Raw genomic sequence first — 15,694 nt, 5'->3', positions numbered from 1 at the left:
GCCTCTCGCCTGTCTTCCCTCGTCACGCCCCTCGCCCGCCTCGCCCGCCCGGTGCGGACGGTGCCCGGCGGGCGACGGATCATCCATATCCGGGGGTGTTGTCAGTGAGCGCTGCCACACTGTCCGTATCCATCCGTCATGCTGGCTGCATGTGGTGGAAGGCCCCGCCGACTGCGCGGCGGGGCCGCTACGACGAGGAGGGCACGTGAGCGACAGGCGTAACGGGATCCTCGACGAACTGGTGCGCCGTGTCGCGGCGCGCACGGGGCTGGACCTGGCCGGTGCCGAGTGGGCGGTGGAGGACGCCCGCGCCCAGCGGGGCGAGCACCTGGAGGTGGTGGGGGAGGAGTACCGCGCGCTGTTCGAGGAGAGGGTCCGCCCCGCCCTCGACGCCTATCGCCCGGTCCTCCGGCGCATGGCCCACTCGCTGCACGCCGTCCACACCTCCCGCGCTCCCGTGGCCGAGGCGCTGGAGGTCACCGCGCGGGTGGAGGCGCGCGAGGGCATCAGGGACCACGAGCGGGGACTGCGGTTCGCCCGCCGCCACCCGGACATGGCCGAGCTGGACCTGCTGCTTGACCGGCTCTACGAAAGGCCGGGCTGACGCTGCGGGACGGTTCCTCAGCCGACCGACTCGCCCGCGTGCGGGCTCAGCACACCCATGGCGATGAGGACGAACAGGACGATGCCCAGCACCACGCGGTAGATGACGAAGGGCATGAAGCTGCGAGTCGAGATGAACTTCATGAACCACGCGATCACTGCGTAGGCCACCACGAAGGCGAGCACCGTAGCGAAGAGCGTCGGGCCCCAGGAGACATGGCCCTCGCCGATGTCCTTCAGCTCGAAGAGGCCCGAGGCGAGGACGGCGGGGATCGCGAGGAGGAAGGAGTAGCGGGCCGCGGCCTCACGGGTGTAGCCCATGAACAGGCCGCCGCTGATGGTGGCGCCGGAGCGGGAGACGCCGGGGATCAGCGCCATGGCCTGGGCGCAGCCGTACAACAGGCCGTCCTTGACGTTCAGTTCCTCCAGCGTCTTGCGCTCCCGCACCGCGCGGTGCCTGCCGCCCTTGGCATCGCGGGCCGCGAGCCGGTCGGCGATGCCCAGGATGATGCCCAGCACGATGAGGGTGGTGGCGATCAGCCGCAGATCACGGAACGGGCCCTCGATCTGGTCCTTGAAGGCGAGCCCGAGCACGCCGATCGGGATGGAGCCGACGATCACCAGCCAGCCCATCGTGGAGTCGTGGTCCTTGTGCTTGCCGCCGCTGAACACCGAGCGGAACCAGGAGGAGACGATGCGCGCGATGTCCTTGCGGAAGAAGATCAGCACCGCCGCCTCCGTGCCGATCTGGGTGACGGCGGTGAAGGCGGCCCCGGGGTCCTCCCAGCCCGCGAACGCGGCGGTGAGGCGCAGATGCGCGCTGGAGGAGATGGGCAGGAACTCGGTCAGCCCCTGGACGAGCCCCAGGATGAACGATTCGAACCACGACATGCTGTCTAACCCGTCCTGTCGACGATCGTGCTCGTGACCTGCGCTGGTGCAGGCCAGATGCGGTTTGTGGGTGCCAGGGGTGGAGAGGTGCGGGCCGCGCCCCCGCGGGCGGTCCCGGCGCGGACGGCCCTGACGCGGACCTGACCGCGGTCCGGGCGACGGTGACGACGGGAGTGCGCCGACCGCCCCTTCGCCGGGTGCGCCGACGGGCGGTGCCCGTGCGGCGTCCGCGGCAGCCCCGGAAGGCCGCCGCCTGGCCGTACGCGCACGGCCGGGCGCACCGGACTACCTCGCCGGAGGGAGGTCCGTGCCGACGGTGCCGTCGACGGGCCCACCGGGGCACCGGTCCGCCGCCGCACAGCGCCCGCTCAATCCCGCGCCTCCTCGATCACGGGGAGCAGACTACAGCGGCAAGATGACGCCCCCTCCACGTGGGCGGACCGTGGGCAAGCCGCGTGCGGGCAGCGGGCGGACAGCGGTGTGCAGCGGGTCGGCCACCTCAGGCGGCCGGTGCCTCACGTACGACGTCCTCGGGTTTCTTGTCGTCGCGCAGCCCAAGGAAGCGCGGATGGCGCAGCATCCCGTCCCGCGTCCACTCGCTGAAGCCGATCTGGGCGACGAGCGCGGGACGGCACCAGTGCGCTCCGCGCTCGTGCACGGCGTCGGCGAACGGTGAGGTCCGCCGCTCCAGTTCGTCCAGCTTCCGGCGCAGCCGCAGGAGGGTGGCGCGGTCGTATCCCGTCCCCACCTTGCCCGCGTAGCGCAGCCGTCCGCTTTCGTAGTGGCCGACGAGCAGGGCGCCGAACCCCTCCCTGCTGCCCGCCGGCTCGGTGAAGCCGCCGACGACCAGTTCCTGCCCCGCCTGGCACTTGAGTTTCAGCCAGTCCGGGGACCGCCGTGCGGGGTAACGCCCCTGCGCCCGCTTGGCGATCAGCCCCTCCCAGCCCCGCGCGCACGCCTGGTCCAGCAGCTCCTGCCCGCCCTGGTTGCGGTGGGTGGTGAAGCGCAGGAGAGGGCCGAACTCCAGCGCGTCGCGCAGCAGCGACTTGCGGGTGCGCAGGGGGAGGGCGGTGACGTTCATGGCGTCGAGCCGCAGCAGGTCGAAGAGGAAGAAGGTGACGGCGACCCCGCTGGCCCGCGCCTTGTCCGGGTCGGTGAGCTGCATCCTGCGCTGGAGGCGGGCGAAGTCGGTACGGCCGTGCGCGTACGCGACGATCTCGCCGTCGACGGTGAAGTCCTCGCACGGCTGCGCTGCCAGCGCCTCGACCAGCTCCGGGTAGGTGTCGTCCAGGCGGTTGCCGTTGCGCGAGAGCAGCCGCACCCGCCCGTCCTCGCGCACGGCGAGGGCACGTACGCCGTCGAGCTTGCGCTCGAAGAGCCAGCCGTCGCCGAAGTCGCGTCTGTCGCTGAGGACGGCGAGCGTGGGGCGCGCGGCGAGTGCGACGCCGGACGGTGCCTCGGTCAGCAGCCGCCGCTGCGCGGCGGGCAGCCGGTCCAGGAGCCCGCTCACCGGTGGCCTCCGCTTCTCCCCTTGGCGCCGTTCTTCTTCTTGGCGCCGCCGTCGCCGGAGCCCTCCGTGCCGTCGGCCTCCGCCGCGACCTGCTTGAGCGTGCGACCGCTGCGGGCCGAGCGGGCGCGTGCCGGGTCGGGGGCGCCGCTTCCTGAGGCGCCGCCGCCCTTCTCCTTGACCAGCAGCCACGCCTCCCGCCCGTCGTCGCCCTCGCCGGGACGTCGGATACGGGTGAGGGCGTAGCCGCCGCGCAGCTTGGCGCCGTCGAGCCGGAAGGAGGCGTGGCCGCGCTCCAGGGCCTCGGCGAAGGAGGCGGGGGCGCGCCCGCTGCCGCTGGTGAGGGGGCGGTAGGTGCCCTCGTCCCACACGATGACGCTGCCCGCTCCGTACTCGCCCGAGGGGATGACGCCCTCGAACTCGCGGTACTCCAGCGGATGGTCCTCCGTCGGCACGGCCAGCCGCTTGTCCTGCGGGTCGGCGGAAGGGCCCTTCGGCACGGACCACGACTTGAGCACCCCGTCCACCTCCAGCCGGAAGTCGAAGTGCGTCGTGCTCGCCGCGTGGATCTGGACCACGAAGGAGGGCGCGTCCGCGCCCGTCGCGCCCGCGCCGCGCGGCTCGGCCGTGCGCTCGAAGTGCCGCTTGCCGCGGTACGCCGACAGCACGTCCCCGCTGCCGTCGCCGCCAGCGGCGCCACTGCCAGTGCCGCCTCCGCCGTTCGCCTTCTTGCCGCTCACCGTCCCCGCTCCTTCCTGCCGCCCGCCGTGATCGTGATCCGTTGCCGCGTACCCGTTCACTGTCGCGCGTACCGGAGCCGACCGCATGGGCAGCGCGGCGGAGGGAGGGGCCGTGCGGGTGGTACACAGGGGCCATGAGCGACGAGTCCATGCTGGTGCCCGACGACGAGCTGCCCGCCGAGGCGCGGCGGCGCGTCACCTGCCGGATGTGCGGCCGTCCGCTGCGGGACCGCGAGGCCCGGATGTGGGGGCTCGGCCCGGAGTGCCGCGGCAAGCTGGACCCGCGCATCGCTCCCACGCCCCCGGCCCACGAGGTCGAACAGGACCCCCTCCCCGGGCTCTGACGAGCCAGCCCCAGGGGCTCTACGGGGCGGTGCTGTCCACGGGACGGGACGGTTCCCCGGCAGGGGCGGCGCGGAGCTGCCCGCGCTTGCGCCACGCGTAGAACGCGCCGCCCAGCCCCGAGAGGGCGATGAAGGCGAAGGCCGCGAGGAAGGCGGGCGAGGTGGGTGCCGTCGCGCGGCTGCCCGCGACGACGTAGGCGGCGGTGTTCGGGATCGAACCGACCGCGGTGGCCGAGAGGAAGGAGAGCCAGCTCATGCGGGAGACCGCGGCGCCGTAGTTCGACGCGGCGAACGGCACCCCCGGCATCAGCCGGATCACCAGCATCGAGCGGAATCCGTGGCGGCTGAGCTGGCGGTCGGCGGCCGTCAGCCACCGGGCGCGCAGCAGTGGCCGCAGCGCGTCCTGGCCGAGCACCCTGCCCAGACCGAACGCGATGCCCGCGCCGACGACCGTGCCCGCCGTCGCCGAGACGGTCCCCGCCTGGGCGCCGAACAGCGCGCCCGCGGCGAGGTTCAGAACCGGACGTGGCACAAAGGCCGCCGTGCACACCCCGTAGGCGACGGCGAAGAGCACCACGGCGGCCGCGCCCGAGAGTTGGGCGGGCCAGCCCTGGGACAGCAGGCGCTGGGGCTCGTACAGCAGCATGGAGGCCCCCGCGGCGCACAGCAGCACCAGCAGCAGGGCGAGTCGGGACCTCGGGGAGAGCAGTGTCTGAGCGAGACGGGCGGGGCGTCCGTCGGACTGCGTTACGGGGACGGGCACGTGGGGAGCGTAACCGACGGAGACGGCCCCCGCGCGGCCGTCGGGCGGTGACGAACACGACCCCCTCGGGAGGGAACCGAACGGGCTACGCGCCGTTCACCCCGCCCGAACAGGGGCGCAGCGGTGCGGCGCGTCCAGCGGGCGGCGTTCCGCACAGTTCACCGAAAAATCATTCGACGCGGGGCAGTTGGGCGGGCGATCATTCCGGCATGTTCCGGCAGCCCTTCTCCTCAGCACCGTGCGCGGCACTCGCCGCCCACGCGCTGATGGCTGCTGCCGCCGCACATGCCGCCACTGAGCATGCTGCCGCACATGCCGCCACTGAGCACGCCCCCGCCGGGCACGCGGCCGGACATCTCGTCCCCACGCCTGCCGACGGCGCCCGAAGCTGACCCTTCCCGGATCGCACCGAGGACCCCGCAGGGGGAGGGTCGGCGGGCTCTTGGGGTCCCGAAATCCACCGTGACACCGCGTGAGCGGCACCGGACCGCCGGTGCCCACGCGGATGCCGCGCTGCTGACGAGGACGCATCATGCCCAAGCAGGCATACGTACGCACCAAGCCCCACCTGAACATCGGCACCATGGGCCACGTCGACCACGGCAAGACGACGCTGACGGCCGCCATCACCAAGGTGCTCAGCGACAACGGCTCCGGCACCTTCGTGCCCTTCGACCGCATCGACAAGGCGCCCGAGGAGGTCGCGCGCGGGATCACCATCACGATCGCGCACGTCGAGTACGAGACGGAAACCCGGCACTACGCGCACGTGGACATGCCGGGCCACGCGGACTTCATCAAGAACATGGTCACCGGAGCGGCGCAGCTCGACGGGGCGATCCTCGTCGTCTCCGCGCTCGACGGCGTGATGCCGCAGACCGCCGAGCATGTGCTGCTCGCCCGGCAGGTCGGCGTCGAGCACGTCGTCGTCGCGCTGAACAAGGCGGACGCGGCCGACGACGAGCTGACCGAGCTGGTCGAGCTGGAGGTGCGCGAGCTGCTGACCGCGCACGGCTACGACGGGGACGCGCTCCCCGTCGTCCGGGTCTCGGGCCTTCGCGCGCTGGAGGGCGACCCGCGCTGGACCGGTGCCATCGAGGCGCTGCTGGACGCCGTCGACACCTATGTGCCGGTGCCCGAGCGCTATGTGGACGCGCCGTTCCTGCTCCCGGTGGAGAACGTGCTCACCATCACCGGGCGCGGCACCGTCGTCACCGGGGCCATCGAGCGGGGCACCGTCCGCGTCGGCGACCGGGTGCGGCTGACGGGCGGGGAGACGCGGGAGGAGACGGAGACCGTCGTCACCGGCGTGGAGACCTTCGGCAAGCCGATGGACGAGGCGCAGGCGGGCGACAACGTCGCGCTGCTGCTGCGCGGGGTCGCGCGCGACGCGGTGCGGCGCGGGCACATCGTCGCGGCGCCCGGCAGCGTCACGCCACGGCGGGCCTTCACCGCCGAGGTCTATCTGCTGCCCGCCAGGGACGGCGGACGCCGCAACCCGGTGCACACCGGATACCGGCCGCAGTTCTACATCCGTACAGCGGACGTCGACGGGGCCATCGACCTCGGTACCGAGGGCATGGCCCTGCCGGGCGACACCGTCACGATGACGGTCGAGCTGGGGCACCCCGTGCCCCTGGAGCCGGGGCTGGGCTTCGCGATCCGTGAGGGCGGCCGGACGGTCGGCGCCGGAACCGTCACAGCGGTCAGCGCGGTCAGCGCGGTCGCCGCCGTCGGCGAAGGGGACGGCTGAGGGCGCCGGGCTAAGGAGAGGGGCGGTTCCGCCGTACGCGCTTGGAACGTACGGCGGGGCCACCCCCACAATGGGACGGTGGACGAGCCGATACCCGTGAGCCGCGCCGTCGACAGCGGCTCCGCGAAACTGATGCCCGACATCGACCGTGCCCGTGGCTGGCTGCTCACGGTCGACGGCGCACCCCAGTCGTACGTCGATCTGGACGACCCCACCTACCTGGAGTTCGAGTACGCGCGACGCGTCGCGCACGTGCTGGACACCGCGGCCGAGGAGGGCGAACCCCTCGACGTGCTGCACCTGGGCGGTGGCGCGCTGACCCTGCCGCGCTATCTGACGGCCACCAGGCCCGGCTCCAGGCAGGACGTCGCCGACACCGACGCCGCGCTGCTGGACCTGGTCACCGAGTACCTTCCCCTCCCCGACGACTCCGGGGTGCGGCTGCTGGCGCGCGACGCCCGCGAGGTGCTGGAGGAGGCGGAGCCCGGCTCCCTGGACGTCGTCCTCGCGGATGTCTACGGCGGCTCGCGCGTACCCCCGCATCTGACGACGCTGCCCTACGCCCGGGCGGTCGCCCGCGCACTGCGCCCGCACGGGATCTACCTCGCCAACCTCGCCGACTCCGCGCCCTTCGCCTTCCTCGCCTCCCAGCTCGCGACCTTCGCCGCCGTCTTCGACGAGCTGTGCCTCATCGCCGAGCCCTCGGTGCTGCGGGGCCGCCGCTTCGGCAACATCGTGGTGGCCGCCTCGCGCCAGCCGTTCCCGGTCGAGACGCTGGCCCGGCGCTCCGTCGCGGACGTCTTTCCGGCGCGGGTGGAGTACGGGGAGGCGCTGGAGCGCTTCACCCGGGGCGTGGCACCGGTTCAGGACGGGGAAGAGGTGCCCTCGCCCGAGCCGCCCGACGGCGCCTTCAGCGTGGGCTGATCCGGGACAGGGGCAGGGGCGGCGGGGGAGCGGCGGCGCAGGTTCCGTACGTCCGGCACGCACAGCACCGCGGCCGTCAGCAGCACGATCAGTGCCGAGCACCCCCACAGCGCCGTCGGCCTGCCCACCAGGGACTCGACGGGACCCGCGAGCGAGGTGGCGAGGGGGACCATGGCGACGGAGCCGAGCCAGTCGTAGGAGGAGACCCGCGAGAACTTCTCCTCGGGTATCTCCTGATGCAGCGCCAGCATCCACGTCACGGCGAAGGTCTCCACGGCGAGCCCGCTCACGAACATCACCGCGACCAGCGTCGGGGCGGAGACGGGCACCGCGAGCGCCGCCGAGGGCAGCGCGAGGGGGAAGACGGACAGCGCCCCCGTGAGCAGCAGCCGCCGGGGTTTCCAGCGGGTCAGCAGCAGCGCGCCGCACACGGTGCCCGCGCCGAAGGCGCCCAGCGCGATGCCCCAGGGGCGGGCGCCGCCGAGGTGCTCCTCGGCGACCAGCGGCCCGTAGACCGCCTCGGCGGCGGCGACCACGGCGTTGACGACGGCGAACTGGAGCACCACGGCCCACAGCCAGGGCCTGCCGACGACCTCGCGCCACCCCTCGCGCAGATCGGCGAGCATGCCCTCGCCGGGCTCGCGCTCGGGCACGTGGCTGACGTCGAGGAAGGCGCGCAGGGCACCGGCGACCGCGAAGGCCAGCGAGTCGACGAGGAGCACCCAGCCGGGCCCTACGGCGGCGACCAGCGCGCCGCCCAGTGCCGCGCCGCCGATGTTGGCGCCGTTCATGGCGACCCGGAACACCGCGAAGGCGCGGCCCGCGCCCTCGCCGCGCACGCTGGAGAGCACCATGCCCTCGGCCGCAGGGCCGAAGAACGCCTGCCCCGTGCCGCCGAGCGCGGACAGCAGCATCATCTGCCAGAGCTGCGCGTGCCCCGAGAGCACCAGGAGCCCGAAGGCGCCCTGGGAGAGGAAGTTGAGGGCGTTGGCCGCGACCATCACCCGGTGCCGGGGTATGCGGTCGGCGACCGCGCCCCCGACGAGGAGGAACAGGACGAGCGGGACCGTACGGGCCGCGGCGACCAGACCGACCTCGGTGCCGCTGCCCCCCGACTCCAGCACGGCGAAGGCCGACGCGATCAGGGCCCCGGCACTGCCCAGGCCCGTGACCACGGCGGCGGCCGTGAGCAGGTGGAAGTTGCGGCCCACTGGTGTCGTTCCGATCTGTTCGCCGAGGCAGCGCCGTGAGGGGTCGCCCCGTGGCCCTGGCCCTGGCTCTGGTCCTGTCGCTGAGGCGGCCTGCCGCCCGCGGCCTCGTGCGCCGCGAGTGGCAGGCCCTCGTTCCCCGGTGGCCGTGCCCGGTGGTCAGCCGCGGGGCTCGTCGCCCTCGCCGGGCTCACCGTACGTACGGAGGCTGGCCGTCATCTTCTTGATGGTGCTCTCCGGGATCTCGTCCTTGACCCCTGTGTCCGAGTACAGGACCCAGATCGCCAGGTCGTCGTTGGCGTTGATCCAGGAGACCGCCACCGCCTTGCCGTCGGCGGAGCACTTGTCCTCCTTGGGCGCCCCGGTGACGCTCGCGGCGGCGATGTGGCCCTTGATGCCGTGCTTGTTGGCGAAGGGCTTGGCCTTGGTCTCCTTGAGGGTGCCCTTCTGCTTCTGGTCGTAGCCCGCGAGGACGAAGTTGGACGCCGCGATCTCGGCGGCCTCCTTCGTGTTGCGCGAACCCTGGGCGCCCTTGGTGCCGACCGCGCCACGGGTGCTGCTCTTGCACCAGTCCTGCTTGAAGTAGGCGGGCGCAGACATGGCCACCAGGACCTTGCCCTTGTCGTCCTCGAAGCCCGTGATGGTGGACTGCGAGGCGATCTCCCAGTCACTGTTCTTGGGCACGTCGAAGGCCGAGTAGTGCTTGGGGTTGATGACCGTCTGCCAGCCGGGGACGACGGGCTCGGACGGGTCCTTGGAGGCACCGGCCTCCGGCTTCCCGTCCTCCTCGGCCGCGGTGGCGGACGGCTTCGCGGACGCCGAGGGCGTGCCGCCGCCCGCGGTGTCCTCCTCGTCGCCGCCCTGGAAGAGGAAGAACCCGGTGACGCCCGCCGCGGCGATCACGGCGACGGCCGTGATGATCGCGATCGTCGCGCCCTTCGGCTTGCCGCCCCCGCCCTTGGGGGACTGGGGCCCGCCCGGGTACGTCGGGTAGTCCCACCCCTGCCCGGGGTGCTGCCCCGGCTGTCCTGGCTGACCGGGCTGCTGTCCGGGCCCCTGCCCCGGCTGCTGTCCCGGCTGTTGCGCGTACGGATTCGGTCCCTGTCCCGGCTGCGGCTGACCGTACCCGGGCTGCTGGTACGGGTTGGGCTGCTGGTAACCCGGCTGCTGATACGGGTTCGGCTGCTGAGGGTTCTGCTCGCCACCGGGCTGCTGTTGTCCTGGCCACATGGCGAGTAACCATATGCGGCCCCTACCGCGAGTACCACGCCCGCCCTCGCTTCGGTACCGAGCCGCGATCTCCGGCTGCCCTCCGGCTGCTCTCCGGGCCGTCCTCCTGGCTGCTCCGAAGGGGTGCGGGGGCGGATCGAGTAGGCTTCGCGGACGCGTGCCCGGGCGGGTCCGGGCCGATCATCGTGGGAGGCAGCGGAGTTGCACGTCCAGGAGTGGCTGGAGTCCGTACCGGCCGTCAGCGTCTATCTCCTGGTGGGGGTGGTCATCGGGCTGGAGAGCTTGGGCATCCCGCTCCCCGGTGAGATCGTCCTCGTCAGCTCGGCTCTGCTCGCGTCCCAGCACGGAGAGATCGATCCGGTGGTCCTCGGCGCCTCCGCCACGGCGGGCGCGATCGTGGGTGACTCCATCGGCTACGCCATCGGCCGCAAGGGCGGCAAACCGCTGCTCGCCTGGCTCGGGGGCAAGTTCCCCCGCCACTTCGGGCCGCACCATGTGGCCACGGCGGAGCGCTCCTTCGAGAAGTGGGGCATGTGGGCGGTCTTCTTCGGCCGCTTCGTCGCGCTGCTGCGGATCTTCGCCGGGCCCCTGGCCGGTGTGCTGAAGATGCCGTACTGGAAGTTCCTGACCGCCAACGTCCTCGGCGGCATCGTCTGGGCGGGCGGCACGACGGCCGTCATCTACTACGTCGGCATCGTCGCCGAGGCGTGGCTGAAGCGCTTCTCCTGGCTCGGGCTCGTCGCGGCCGTGCTGGTCGGGCTCGGCTCGATGCTCATGCTGAAGCGCCGCGCGAAGAAGGCGGAAGCGGAAGCGGAGGCCGAGGCGGTGACGAAGGCCGAGGCTGAGGCGGCGACGGGCGATCCGGCGTCGGCCCAGGGCGGGACCGGTGGGACCGCTGGGACCGAGGGCGAGGACGCCACCGGGGACGCCGCCGCCGAGGGCCCCGTGGACTCCCCGGACACCCGGCGCGAGCCGCAGCCCGCCACCGCGAAGGACTGACGCGCCCCCGTCCCCCCCCCGTCGTCCCTCCGCTCCCTCGTCCCGCTCCTGGGGACCGACCGGCGCGACGGCCCGTCGGCCCCAGGCGAGAAGCGGCCCGGTCAGCCGTCGCCTTCGGTGCCTTCGGTACCGTCGTGCGCGCCGTTCGTCGGGAGCGAGGCACGGTGCGTACGGGCCAGCTCCACGTACATCGCGGAGTTGGCCTTGATGCCCTCGCGCTCCTCCTCCGTCAGCTCGCGCTTGACCTTCGCGGGCACCCCCGCCACCAGCGAACCCGGCGGCACCCGCATGCCCTGCGGCACCAGCGCGTGCGCCGCGACGAGCGAACCGGCACCGATCCGGGCGCCGTTGAGCACCGTCGCGCCCATGCCCACGAGCACGTCGTCCTCGACGACGCAGCCGTGCAGCACCGCGTTGTGCCCGACCGAGACCCGCTCGCCGACGTGGGCGGGGAAGCCGGGGTCGGCGTGGACCGTGCAGTTGTCCTGGATGTTGGAGCCCGCGCCCAGGGTGATGGCGTCGCAGTCGCCGCGCAGCACCGCGCCGTACCAGACGCTGGACGACGCGCCGAGGGTCACATCGCCCACCACCACGGACGTGGGCGCCGCGTACGCCTCGTCGTCGACCTTCGGCTCCCGGCCGCCGACTCCCGCGATCACCGCTTCATGCTGCGCCATTGTCTCCGCTCGCTCTCCGTCGTACGCGTACGTGTACCTTCGCGCGCCTGAGTGAACCGTATGCGATGGGTGGGTCGAAGATCACAGCACATCGGACACCACCGGCACAGGGCACGCGCATTACGGTGACGGGCGTGCCCTCGATCCGGAACATGTTCTCGTCGCTGGCGTCCCGCGCGGTGCACGGCACCTGGCGCTGGGCGCAGCGGGCCGGTGCCGTCACGGCCGACCGTCCGGGGCCCCACGCCTTCCGCCGCATCGGCGAGGGCTCGCGTCTGGCGTTCCCGCAGGGGACGGTCTTCGGCGCGCCCTGGATCGAGATCGGCGACCACTGTGTGATCGGCCAGGAAGTGACCCTGACGGCCGGGATGATGCCCGACCTCGACCTCGGGCCCGACACCGTGCTGCGGCTCGGCAATGGGGTCGTGCTCGGCCGCGGCAGCCACGTCATCGCGGACACGTCGGTGACCTTCGGGGACGACGTCTTCTGCGGCCCGTACGTCTACGTCACCTCCACCAACCACTCCTACGACGACCCGGAAGAGCCCGTCGGCAGGCAGTGGCCGCGCACCGCGCCCGTCGAGATCGGCGGCGGAAGCTGGCTCGGCGCGGGCGCCGTGGTCCTGCCCGGCGCGCGGCTGGGCCGGAACGTGGTGGTGGCCGCTGGCGCCGTCGTACGGGGCGAGGTGCCCGACCACGCGGTCGTCGCGGGGGCACCGGCCCGGGTGGTGCGGCGCTGGGACCCGGAGCGGGGCTGGCAGCCGCCGCTGCGGACGCCGCCGCCCGTGCCGATCCCCGAGGGCGTGACCCCCGAGCAGCTGGTGGCGCTCTCCGATCCGCCCGTGTGCGACGCGGTGCGCGACGCGGTGCGTGACGCCGGACGCGATACGGGGACGGCGTCCGGGGGCACACTGGACCGCACAGCCGAGGAGCGGTAGCCGCGCCCGACCGTGCTCGCGAGGTTCCCTTTGGGGTGCCCGACGGGGCGGGCCCTGGCCGCGCGGCTGACGCTCCGTCAACCGTACGGGCCCGCGCCCGGGAGGCCGCCTTGAGCAACCGCACCCTGCGCATCCTGCTGGCGATCGCCGTGGCCGTCCAAGGGGTCGCGCTGCTGGCGTGGCTGGTGCGTCACTTCTGAGCGGGGCGTCAGGAGACCGGTGACGACGGCGTGCGTGTCGGCGTCAGGCCGAGGCCAGCAGGACCGTGCCCGCCATGGCCAGGCCAGCGCCCGCCGCCTGGATGAGGCGCAGCCGCTCCTGGAGGACGGCGCGCGCCGCGAGGGCCGTGATCACCGGATAGAGCGAGGCGAGCACGGCGGCCATGGTCACGGGCCCTGTCTGGGCCGCGACCATGTACGTGCCGTTCGCGGCCACGTCCGCGAGGCCGACGAAGGCGAGCGCCGGCAGCGCGGCGACGACGACGCGGCGGCCACCGCCCTCGGGGAACGCGGGGAGCGCGGGGACGCCGCGCTTCTTCTGCACGAACAGCGCGGCGCCGCCGACGGCCACGTTGCACACCCGCTGCACGAACAGCGCGAGGAAGAGACCCGCCATGGTCGTCGACGCGTGCTCGATCAGCGCCATGACCGCGCCGAAGCCCAGCGCGGAGACGAGGGTGAGCACCACCGTCTGCCGCTGCACGGGGGCACCGCGCAGCTCGGGGCCGCCCGCCAGGACGACGCCCGCGATGGCGACGGTGATGCCGAGGGCCTGGAGCCAGCCGGGGCGCTCGCCCAGCGCGAGGCCCGCGCCGACCGGCACGATCACCGCGAGGGAGGCGAGCGGGGAGACGACGCCCATGGGGCCCTGGGCGAGCGCCTTGTAGAAGGTGAGCATCGCGACGGGGCCCACGACACCGGCCCCGGCCGCGAACCACAGTTGCGGCCCCCACTCGCTCCACCCGCCCATCGCGATCACGACGGCGCCGAGGACGGCCGCGGCGAGGGCCTGGGAGACCACGACGACCGTCAGCGCGGGCATACGTCGTGTGAGCAGCCCGCCGCCGAAGTCGGCCAGTCCCCACATCAGACTGGTGGCCAGGGCCAGGGCTGCGGTCATGGGTCTACCTCGCAGTACAGTGTCGTGAACAGTAAAGTCCAGCACAGAGTAGTTCAGTGAAGTGAACGCTGTCATCCAGAATATTGGACGGTGCGGAAGCCCGTGACGGACCTCGACCGCCTCACGCAGTCCCTCGCCCGCAACCTCAAGCGCTGGCGCCAGGAGCGTGGCTACACCCTGGACGCGCTCGCCGCCAGGGCCGGAGTCAGCCGCGGCATGCTCATCCAGATCGAGCAGGCCCGCACGAATCCCAGCGTCGGCACGGTGGTCAAGGTCGGCGACGCGCTGGGCGTCAGCATCACCACGCTGCTCGACTTCGACCAGGAGCCCCGGGTCCGGCTCGTACCCGCCGAGCAGGCGGTGCGCCTGTGGTCGACGGAGGCGGGCAGTCACAGCACGCTGCTCGCGGGCGCCGAGGCGCCGGGGCCGCTGGAGCTGTGGTCCTGGCGGCTGATGCCGGGTGAGGGCTCCGAGTCCGACGCGCATCCGGCCGGGACCACCGAACTGGTCCACGTCACGGCCGGGCACCTCACGCTCACCGTGGACGGCTCCGTCCACGCCGTACCGGCGGGCACGTCGGCCAGCTTCGAGTCCGACGTCGCGCACGCGTTCCGCAACGACGGCGACGAGCCCGTCGAGATGACCATGGCCGTCTCGGTGCCGGCTCCGCGCTGACGGCGGCTGCGTCTGGGCCCGTCAGATGGCGGGGCCCGCGTCCTCGCCGGGTGGCGCGGGGCGCACCGCGCGGGCGAGGTGGCCGCGCGGGACGCGTCCGGAACGTCCGGAGGGGGTGCGCGCGGTGCCGTCCCCGGTTCCGCGTACGAAGAGGGTCATGGTGGCGCCCTCGGTGAAGCCGTTGCGCCGCATCAGGGCGCCGGAGGCGGTGTTGCCCACCTCGACGTCGGTGACGACACAGGTGGCGCCCGCCGACTCCAGCGCCTCGCAGCACGCCCTGACCAACCGTCCCGCGACGCCGTGGCCCTGGAAGTCCGGGTCGACGGCGATCCATTCGAGATAGCCCCAGTCGTCGCGCTGCTCGAAGGACATCGACCCCAGGACGAACCCCGCGAGCCGGTCCCCATCGGTGGTGACGGCCACGCGGCAGGCGGGTGCCGAGGCGTCCAGATGGGTGGCGACGGCCGTCAGCGACCACCCCGTATAGGGCATGACGGCGGTGTCGTAGACGCTGTTGCCCAGGGCGAGGACGGCGGACAGGTCGTCCAGCGCCATGGGCCGCACGTCGATCCCGGAACGGTCGGTTCCGTCGCGGTCGGTCGGCTGCGCTGTCGGCATCGTCGGCTCTCGGCTCTCTACGGGGTAAAACGGTCATACGTATCGTAACGGTGCTGTCGTGGCGTTACGGTGCCCGCGTTCGCCGTGCGGCGGACGTAAGCGGGGAGCGCCGGGCGCGGCCCTGTTAGCGTGCGCGGCATGCGCGCACCCATCGGAGACTTCGACAACGCCGTCCCCGCCGCCGAGGCCGAGCACTTCGACGGCCCGGCGGCCGACGCGGTACGGGCGTGGACCGGGCCCGTACCGGCCGAGCAGTTGCTCTACGTCGACACCGACCCCGAGAAGGCCGACACGGCCGTCTTCGTGGAGAACTACGGCGCCGACCTGACGGAGACCTCGGCCAACTGCGTCGTGGTCGCCGCCAAGCGGGCGGGGGAGCGCACGCTCGCCGCCTGCCTCGTCCTCTCCCGCACCCGCGTGGACGTCAACGGCGCGGTGCGCCGCCAACTGGAGGCGCGAAAGGCGTCGTTCGCGCCGATGGACACGGCGGTCGAGGAGACCGGCATGGAGTACGGCGGCATCACCCCCTTCGGCCTCCCCGCCGACTGGCCGCTCCTGGTGGACACCGCCGTGGCCGACCTCCCCTGGGTCCTGGTCGGCAGCGGCCGCCGCCGCGGCAAGCTCATCGTCCCCGGCAAGGCGCTCGCGGGGCTGCCGAACGTGGTGCTGCTGGAGGGTCTCGGGGTCTGAGGGGCGCCACGCGGT

At 73.1% G+C, this 15,694-nt stretch carries 17 protein-coding genes; 8 read left to right on the top strand and 9 right to left on the bottom strand.

Features of this window, described 5'->3' with window-relative positions:
• The first annotated feature begins 205 nt into the window (after positions 1–205).
• On the top strand, positions 206–604 hold the full coding sequence (locus ACYVOO_RS25690; RefSeq protein WP_461018050.1) for a hypothetical protein: 399 nt from the start codon (positions 206–208) through the stop codon (positions 602–604).
• A gap of 17 nt (positions 605–621) precedes the next feature.
• Here ACYVOO_RS25690 and ACYVOO_RS25685 read toward each other — a convergent pair whose 3' ends face one another.
• From ACYVOO_RS25685 to ACYVOO_RS25675, 3 genes are all read right to left on the bottom strand, one after another.
• A complete protein-coding gene (locus ACYVOO_RS25685; RefSeq protein WP_461018049.1) occupies positions 622–1,494 on the bottom strand; it encodes an undecaprenyl-diphosphate phosphatase in 873 nt (290 codons plus the stop codon).
• A gap of 499 nt (positions 1,495–1,993) precedes the next feature.
• Complete coding sequence (gene ligD, locus ACYVOO_RS25680) at positions 1,994–3,004, bottom strand: non-homologous end-joining DNA ligase (RefSeq protein ID WP_461018048.1); 1,011 nt, start codon at positions 3,002–3,004, stop codon at positions 1,994–1,996.
• The gene (locus ACYVOO_RS25675; protein ID WP_461018047.1) at positions 3,001–3,741 is read right to left on the bottom strand and encodes a DNA polymerase ligase N-terminal domain-containing protein; all 741 of its coding nucleotides are present in this window, start codon (positions 3,739–3,741) and stop codon (positions 3,001–3,003) included. Before ACYVOO_RS25675 ends, ligD begins: the two co-directional genes overlap by 4 nt.
• A gap of 134 nt (positions 3,742–3,875) precedes the next feature.
• Here ACYVOO_RS25675 and ACYVOO_RS25670 point away from each other — a divergent pair, with 134 nt between their 5' ends.
• Complete coding sequence (locus ACYVOO_RS25670) at positions 3,876–4,085, top strand: DUF6011 domain-containing protein (RefSeq protein WP_453345991.1); 210 nt, start codon at positions 3,876–3,878, stop codon at positions 4,083–4,085.
• 19 nt (positions 4,086–4,104) lie between these two features.
• Here the strand turns inward: ACYVOO_RS25670 and ACYVOO_RS25665 are convergent, their stop codons facing one another.
• The gene (locus tag ACYVOO_RS25665; RefSeq protein WP_461018046.1) at positions 4,105–4,848 is read right to left on the bottom strand and encodes a TVP38/TMEM64 family protein; all 744 of its coding nucleotides are present in this window, start codon (positions 4,846–4,848) and stop codon (positions 4,105–4,107) included.
• Positions 4,849–5,380: 532 nt separating this feature from the next.
• Between ACYVOO_RS25665 and tuf the strand changes: the two genes are divergently transcribed.
• Positions 5,381–6,601, top strand: a complete 1,221-nt coding sequence (gene tuf, locus ACYVOO_RS25660) for an elongation factor Tu (protein ID WP_461018045.1) — start codon at positions 5,381–5,383, stop codon at positions 6,599–6,601.
• A gap of 78 nt (positions 6,602–6,679) precedes the next feature.
• Positions 6,680–7,525: a spermidine synthase gene (locus ACYVOO_RS25655; RefSeq protein WP_461018044.1), complete on the top strand. Its 846-nt coding sequence runs from the start codon at positions 6,680–6,682 to the stop codon at positions 7,523–7,525.
• Here the strand turns inward: ACYVOO_RS25655 and ACYVOO_RS25650 are convergent.
• Both ACYVOO_RS25650 and ACYVOO_RS25645 read right to left on the bottom strand, forming a co-directional pair.
• Positions 7,465–8,736 (bottom strand): MFS transporter, encoded by a 1,272-nt coding sequence (locus tag ACYVOO_RS25650; protein WP_461018043.1) that lies wholly within the window; start codon positions 8,734–8,736, stop codon positions 7,465–7,467. The two genes, ACYVOO_RS25655 and ACYVOO_RS25650, sit on opposite strands and share 61 nt — an antisense overlap.
• A gap of 156 nt (positions 8,737–8,892) precedes the next feature.
• Positions 8,893–9,963 carry a hypothetical protein gene (locus ACYVOO_RS25645; protein ID WP_461018042.1) on the bottom strand — a complete coding sequence of 357 codons (1,071 nt, stop codon included), beginning with the start codon at positions 9,961–9,963 and terminating at the stop codon, positions 8,893–8,895.
• A 201-nt stretch (positions 9,964–10,164) separates the two neighbouring features.
• Between ACYVOO_RS25645 and ACYVOO_RS25640 the strand changes: the two genes are divergently transcribed.
• Complete coding sequence (locus ACYVOO_RS25640; protein ID WP_461018041.1) at positions 10,165–10,962, top strand: DedA family protein; 798 nt, start codon at positions 10,165–10,167, stop codon at positions 10,960–10,962.
• Between the two features lie 101 nt (positions 10,963–11,063).
• Here the strand turns inward: ACYVOO_RS25640 and ACYVOO_RS25635 are convergent, their stop codons facing one another.
• The gene (locus tag ACYVOO_RS25635) at positions 11,064–11,639 is read right to left on the bottom strand and encodes a gamma carbonic anhydrase family protein (RefSeq protein WP_461018040.1); all 576 of its coding nucleotides are present in this window, start codon (positions 11,637–11,639) and stop codon (positions 11,064–11,066) included.
• A 134-nt stretch (positions 11,640–11,773) separates the two neighbouring features.
• Between ACYVOO_RS25635 and ACYVOO_RS25630 the strand changes: the two genes are divergently transcribed.
• Positions 11,774–12,577 carry an acyltransferase gene (locus ACYVOO_RS25630; protein ID WP_461018039.1) on the top strand — a complete coding sequence of 268 codons (804 nt, stop codon included), beginning with the start codon at positions 11,774–11,776 and terminating at the stop codon, positions 12,575–12,577.
• Positions 12,578–12,820: 243 nt separating this feature from the next.
• Here the strand turns inward: ACYVOO_RS25630 and ACYVOO_RS25625 are convergent, their stop codons facing one another.
• Entirely contained in the window at positions 12,821–13,696 is an 876-nt protein-coding gene (locus tag ACYVOO_RS25625) for an EamA family transporter (protein ID WP_461018038.1), read from the bottom strand.
• Between the two features lie 102 nt (positions 13,697–13,798).
• Here ACYVOO_RS25625 and ACYVOO_RS25620 point away from each other — a divergent pair, with 102 nt between their 5' ends.
• Positions 13,799–14,371, top strand: a complete 573-nt coding sequence (locus tag ACYVOO_RS25620; protein ID WP_453346035.1) for a helix-turn-helix domain-containing protein — start codon at positions 13,799–13,801, stop codon at positions 14,369–14,371.
• A gap of 21 nt (positions 14,372–14,392) precedes the next feature.
• Here ACYVOO_RS25620 and ACYVOO_RS25615 read toward each other — a convergent pair whose 3' ends face one another.
• Positions 14,393–14,989 (bottom strand): GNAT family N-acetyltransferase, encoded by a 597-nt coding sequence (locus ACYVOO_RS25615; RefSeq protein ID WP_461018037.1) that lies wholly within the window; start codon positions 14,987–14,989, stop codon positions 14,393–14,395.
• A gap of 138 nt (positions 14,990–15,127) precedes the next feature.
• Between ACYVOO_RS25615 and ACYVOO_RS25610 the strand changes: the two genes are divergently transcribed.
• Positions 15,128–15,679, top strand: coding sequence for a YbaK/EbsC family protein (locus ACYVOO_RS25610; protein ID WP_461018036.1), 552 nt, complete (start codon positions 15,128–15,130; stop codon positions 15,677–15,679).
• The last annotated feature ends 15 nt before the right edge of the window (positions 15,680–15,694 follow it).

The sequence above is a fragment of the Streptomyces daliensis genome (genome assembly GCF_054782395.1).
Note: the sequence above shows the minus strand (reverse complement) of the source record. Positions and strands in the feature narration are given on the sequence as shown.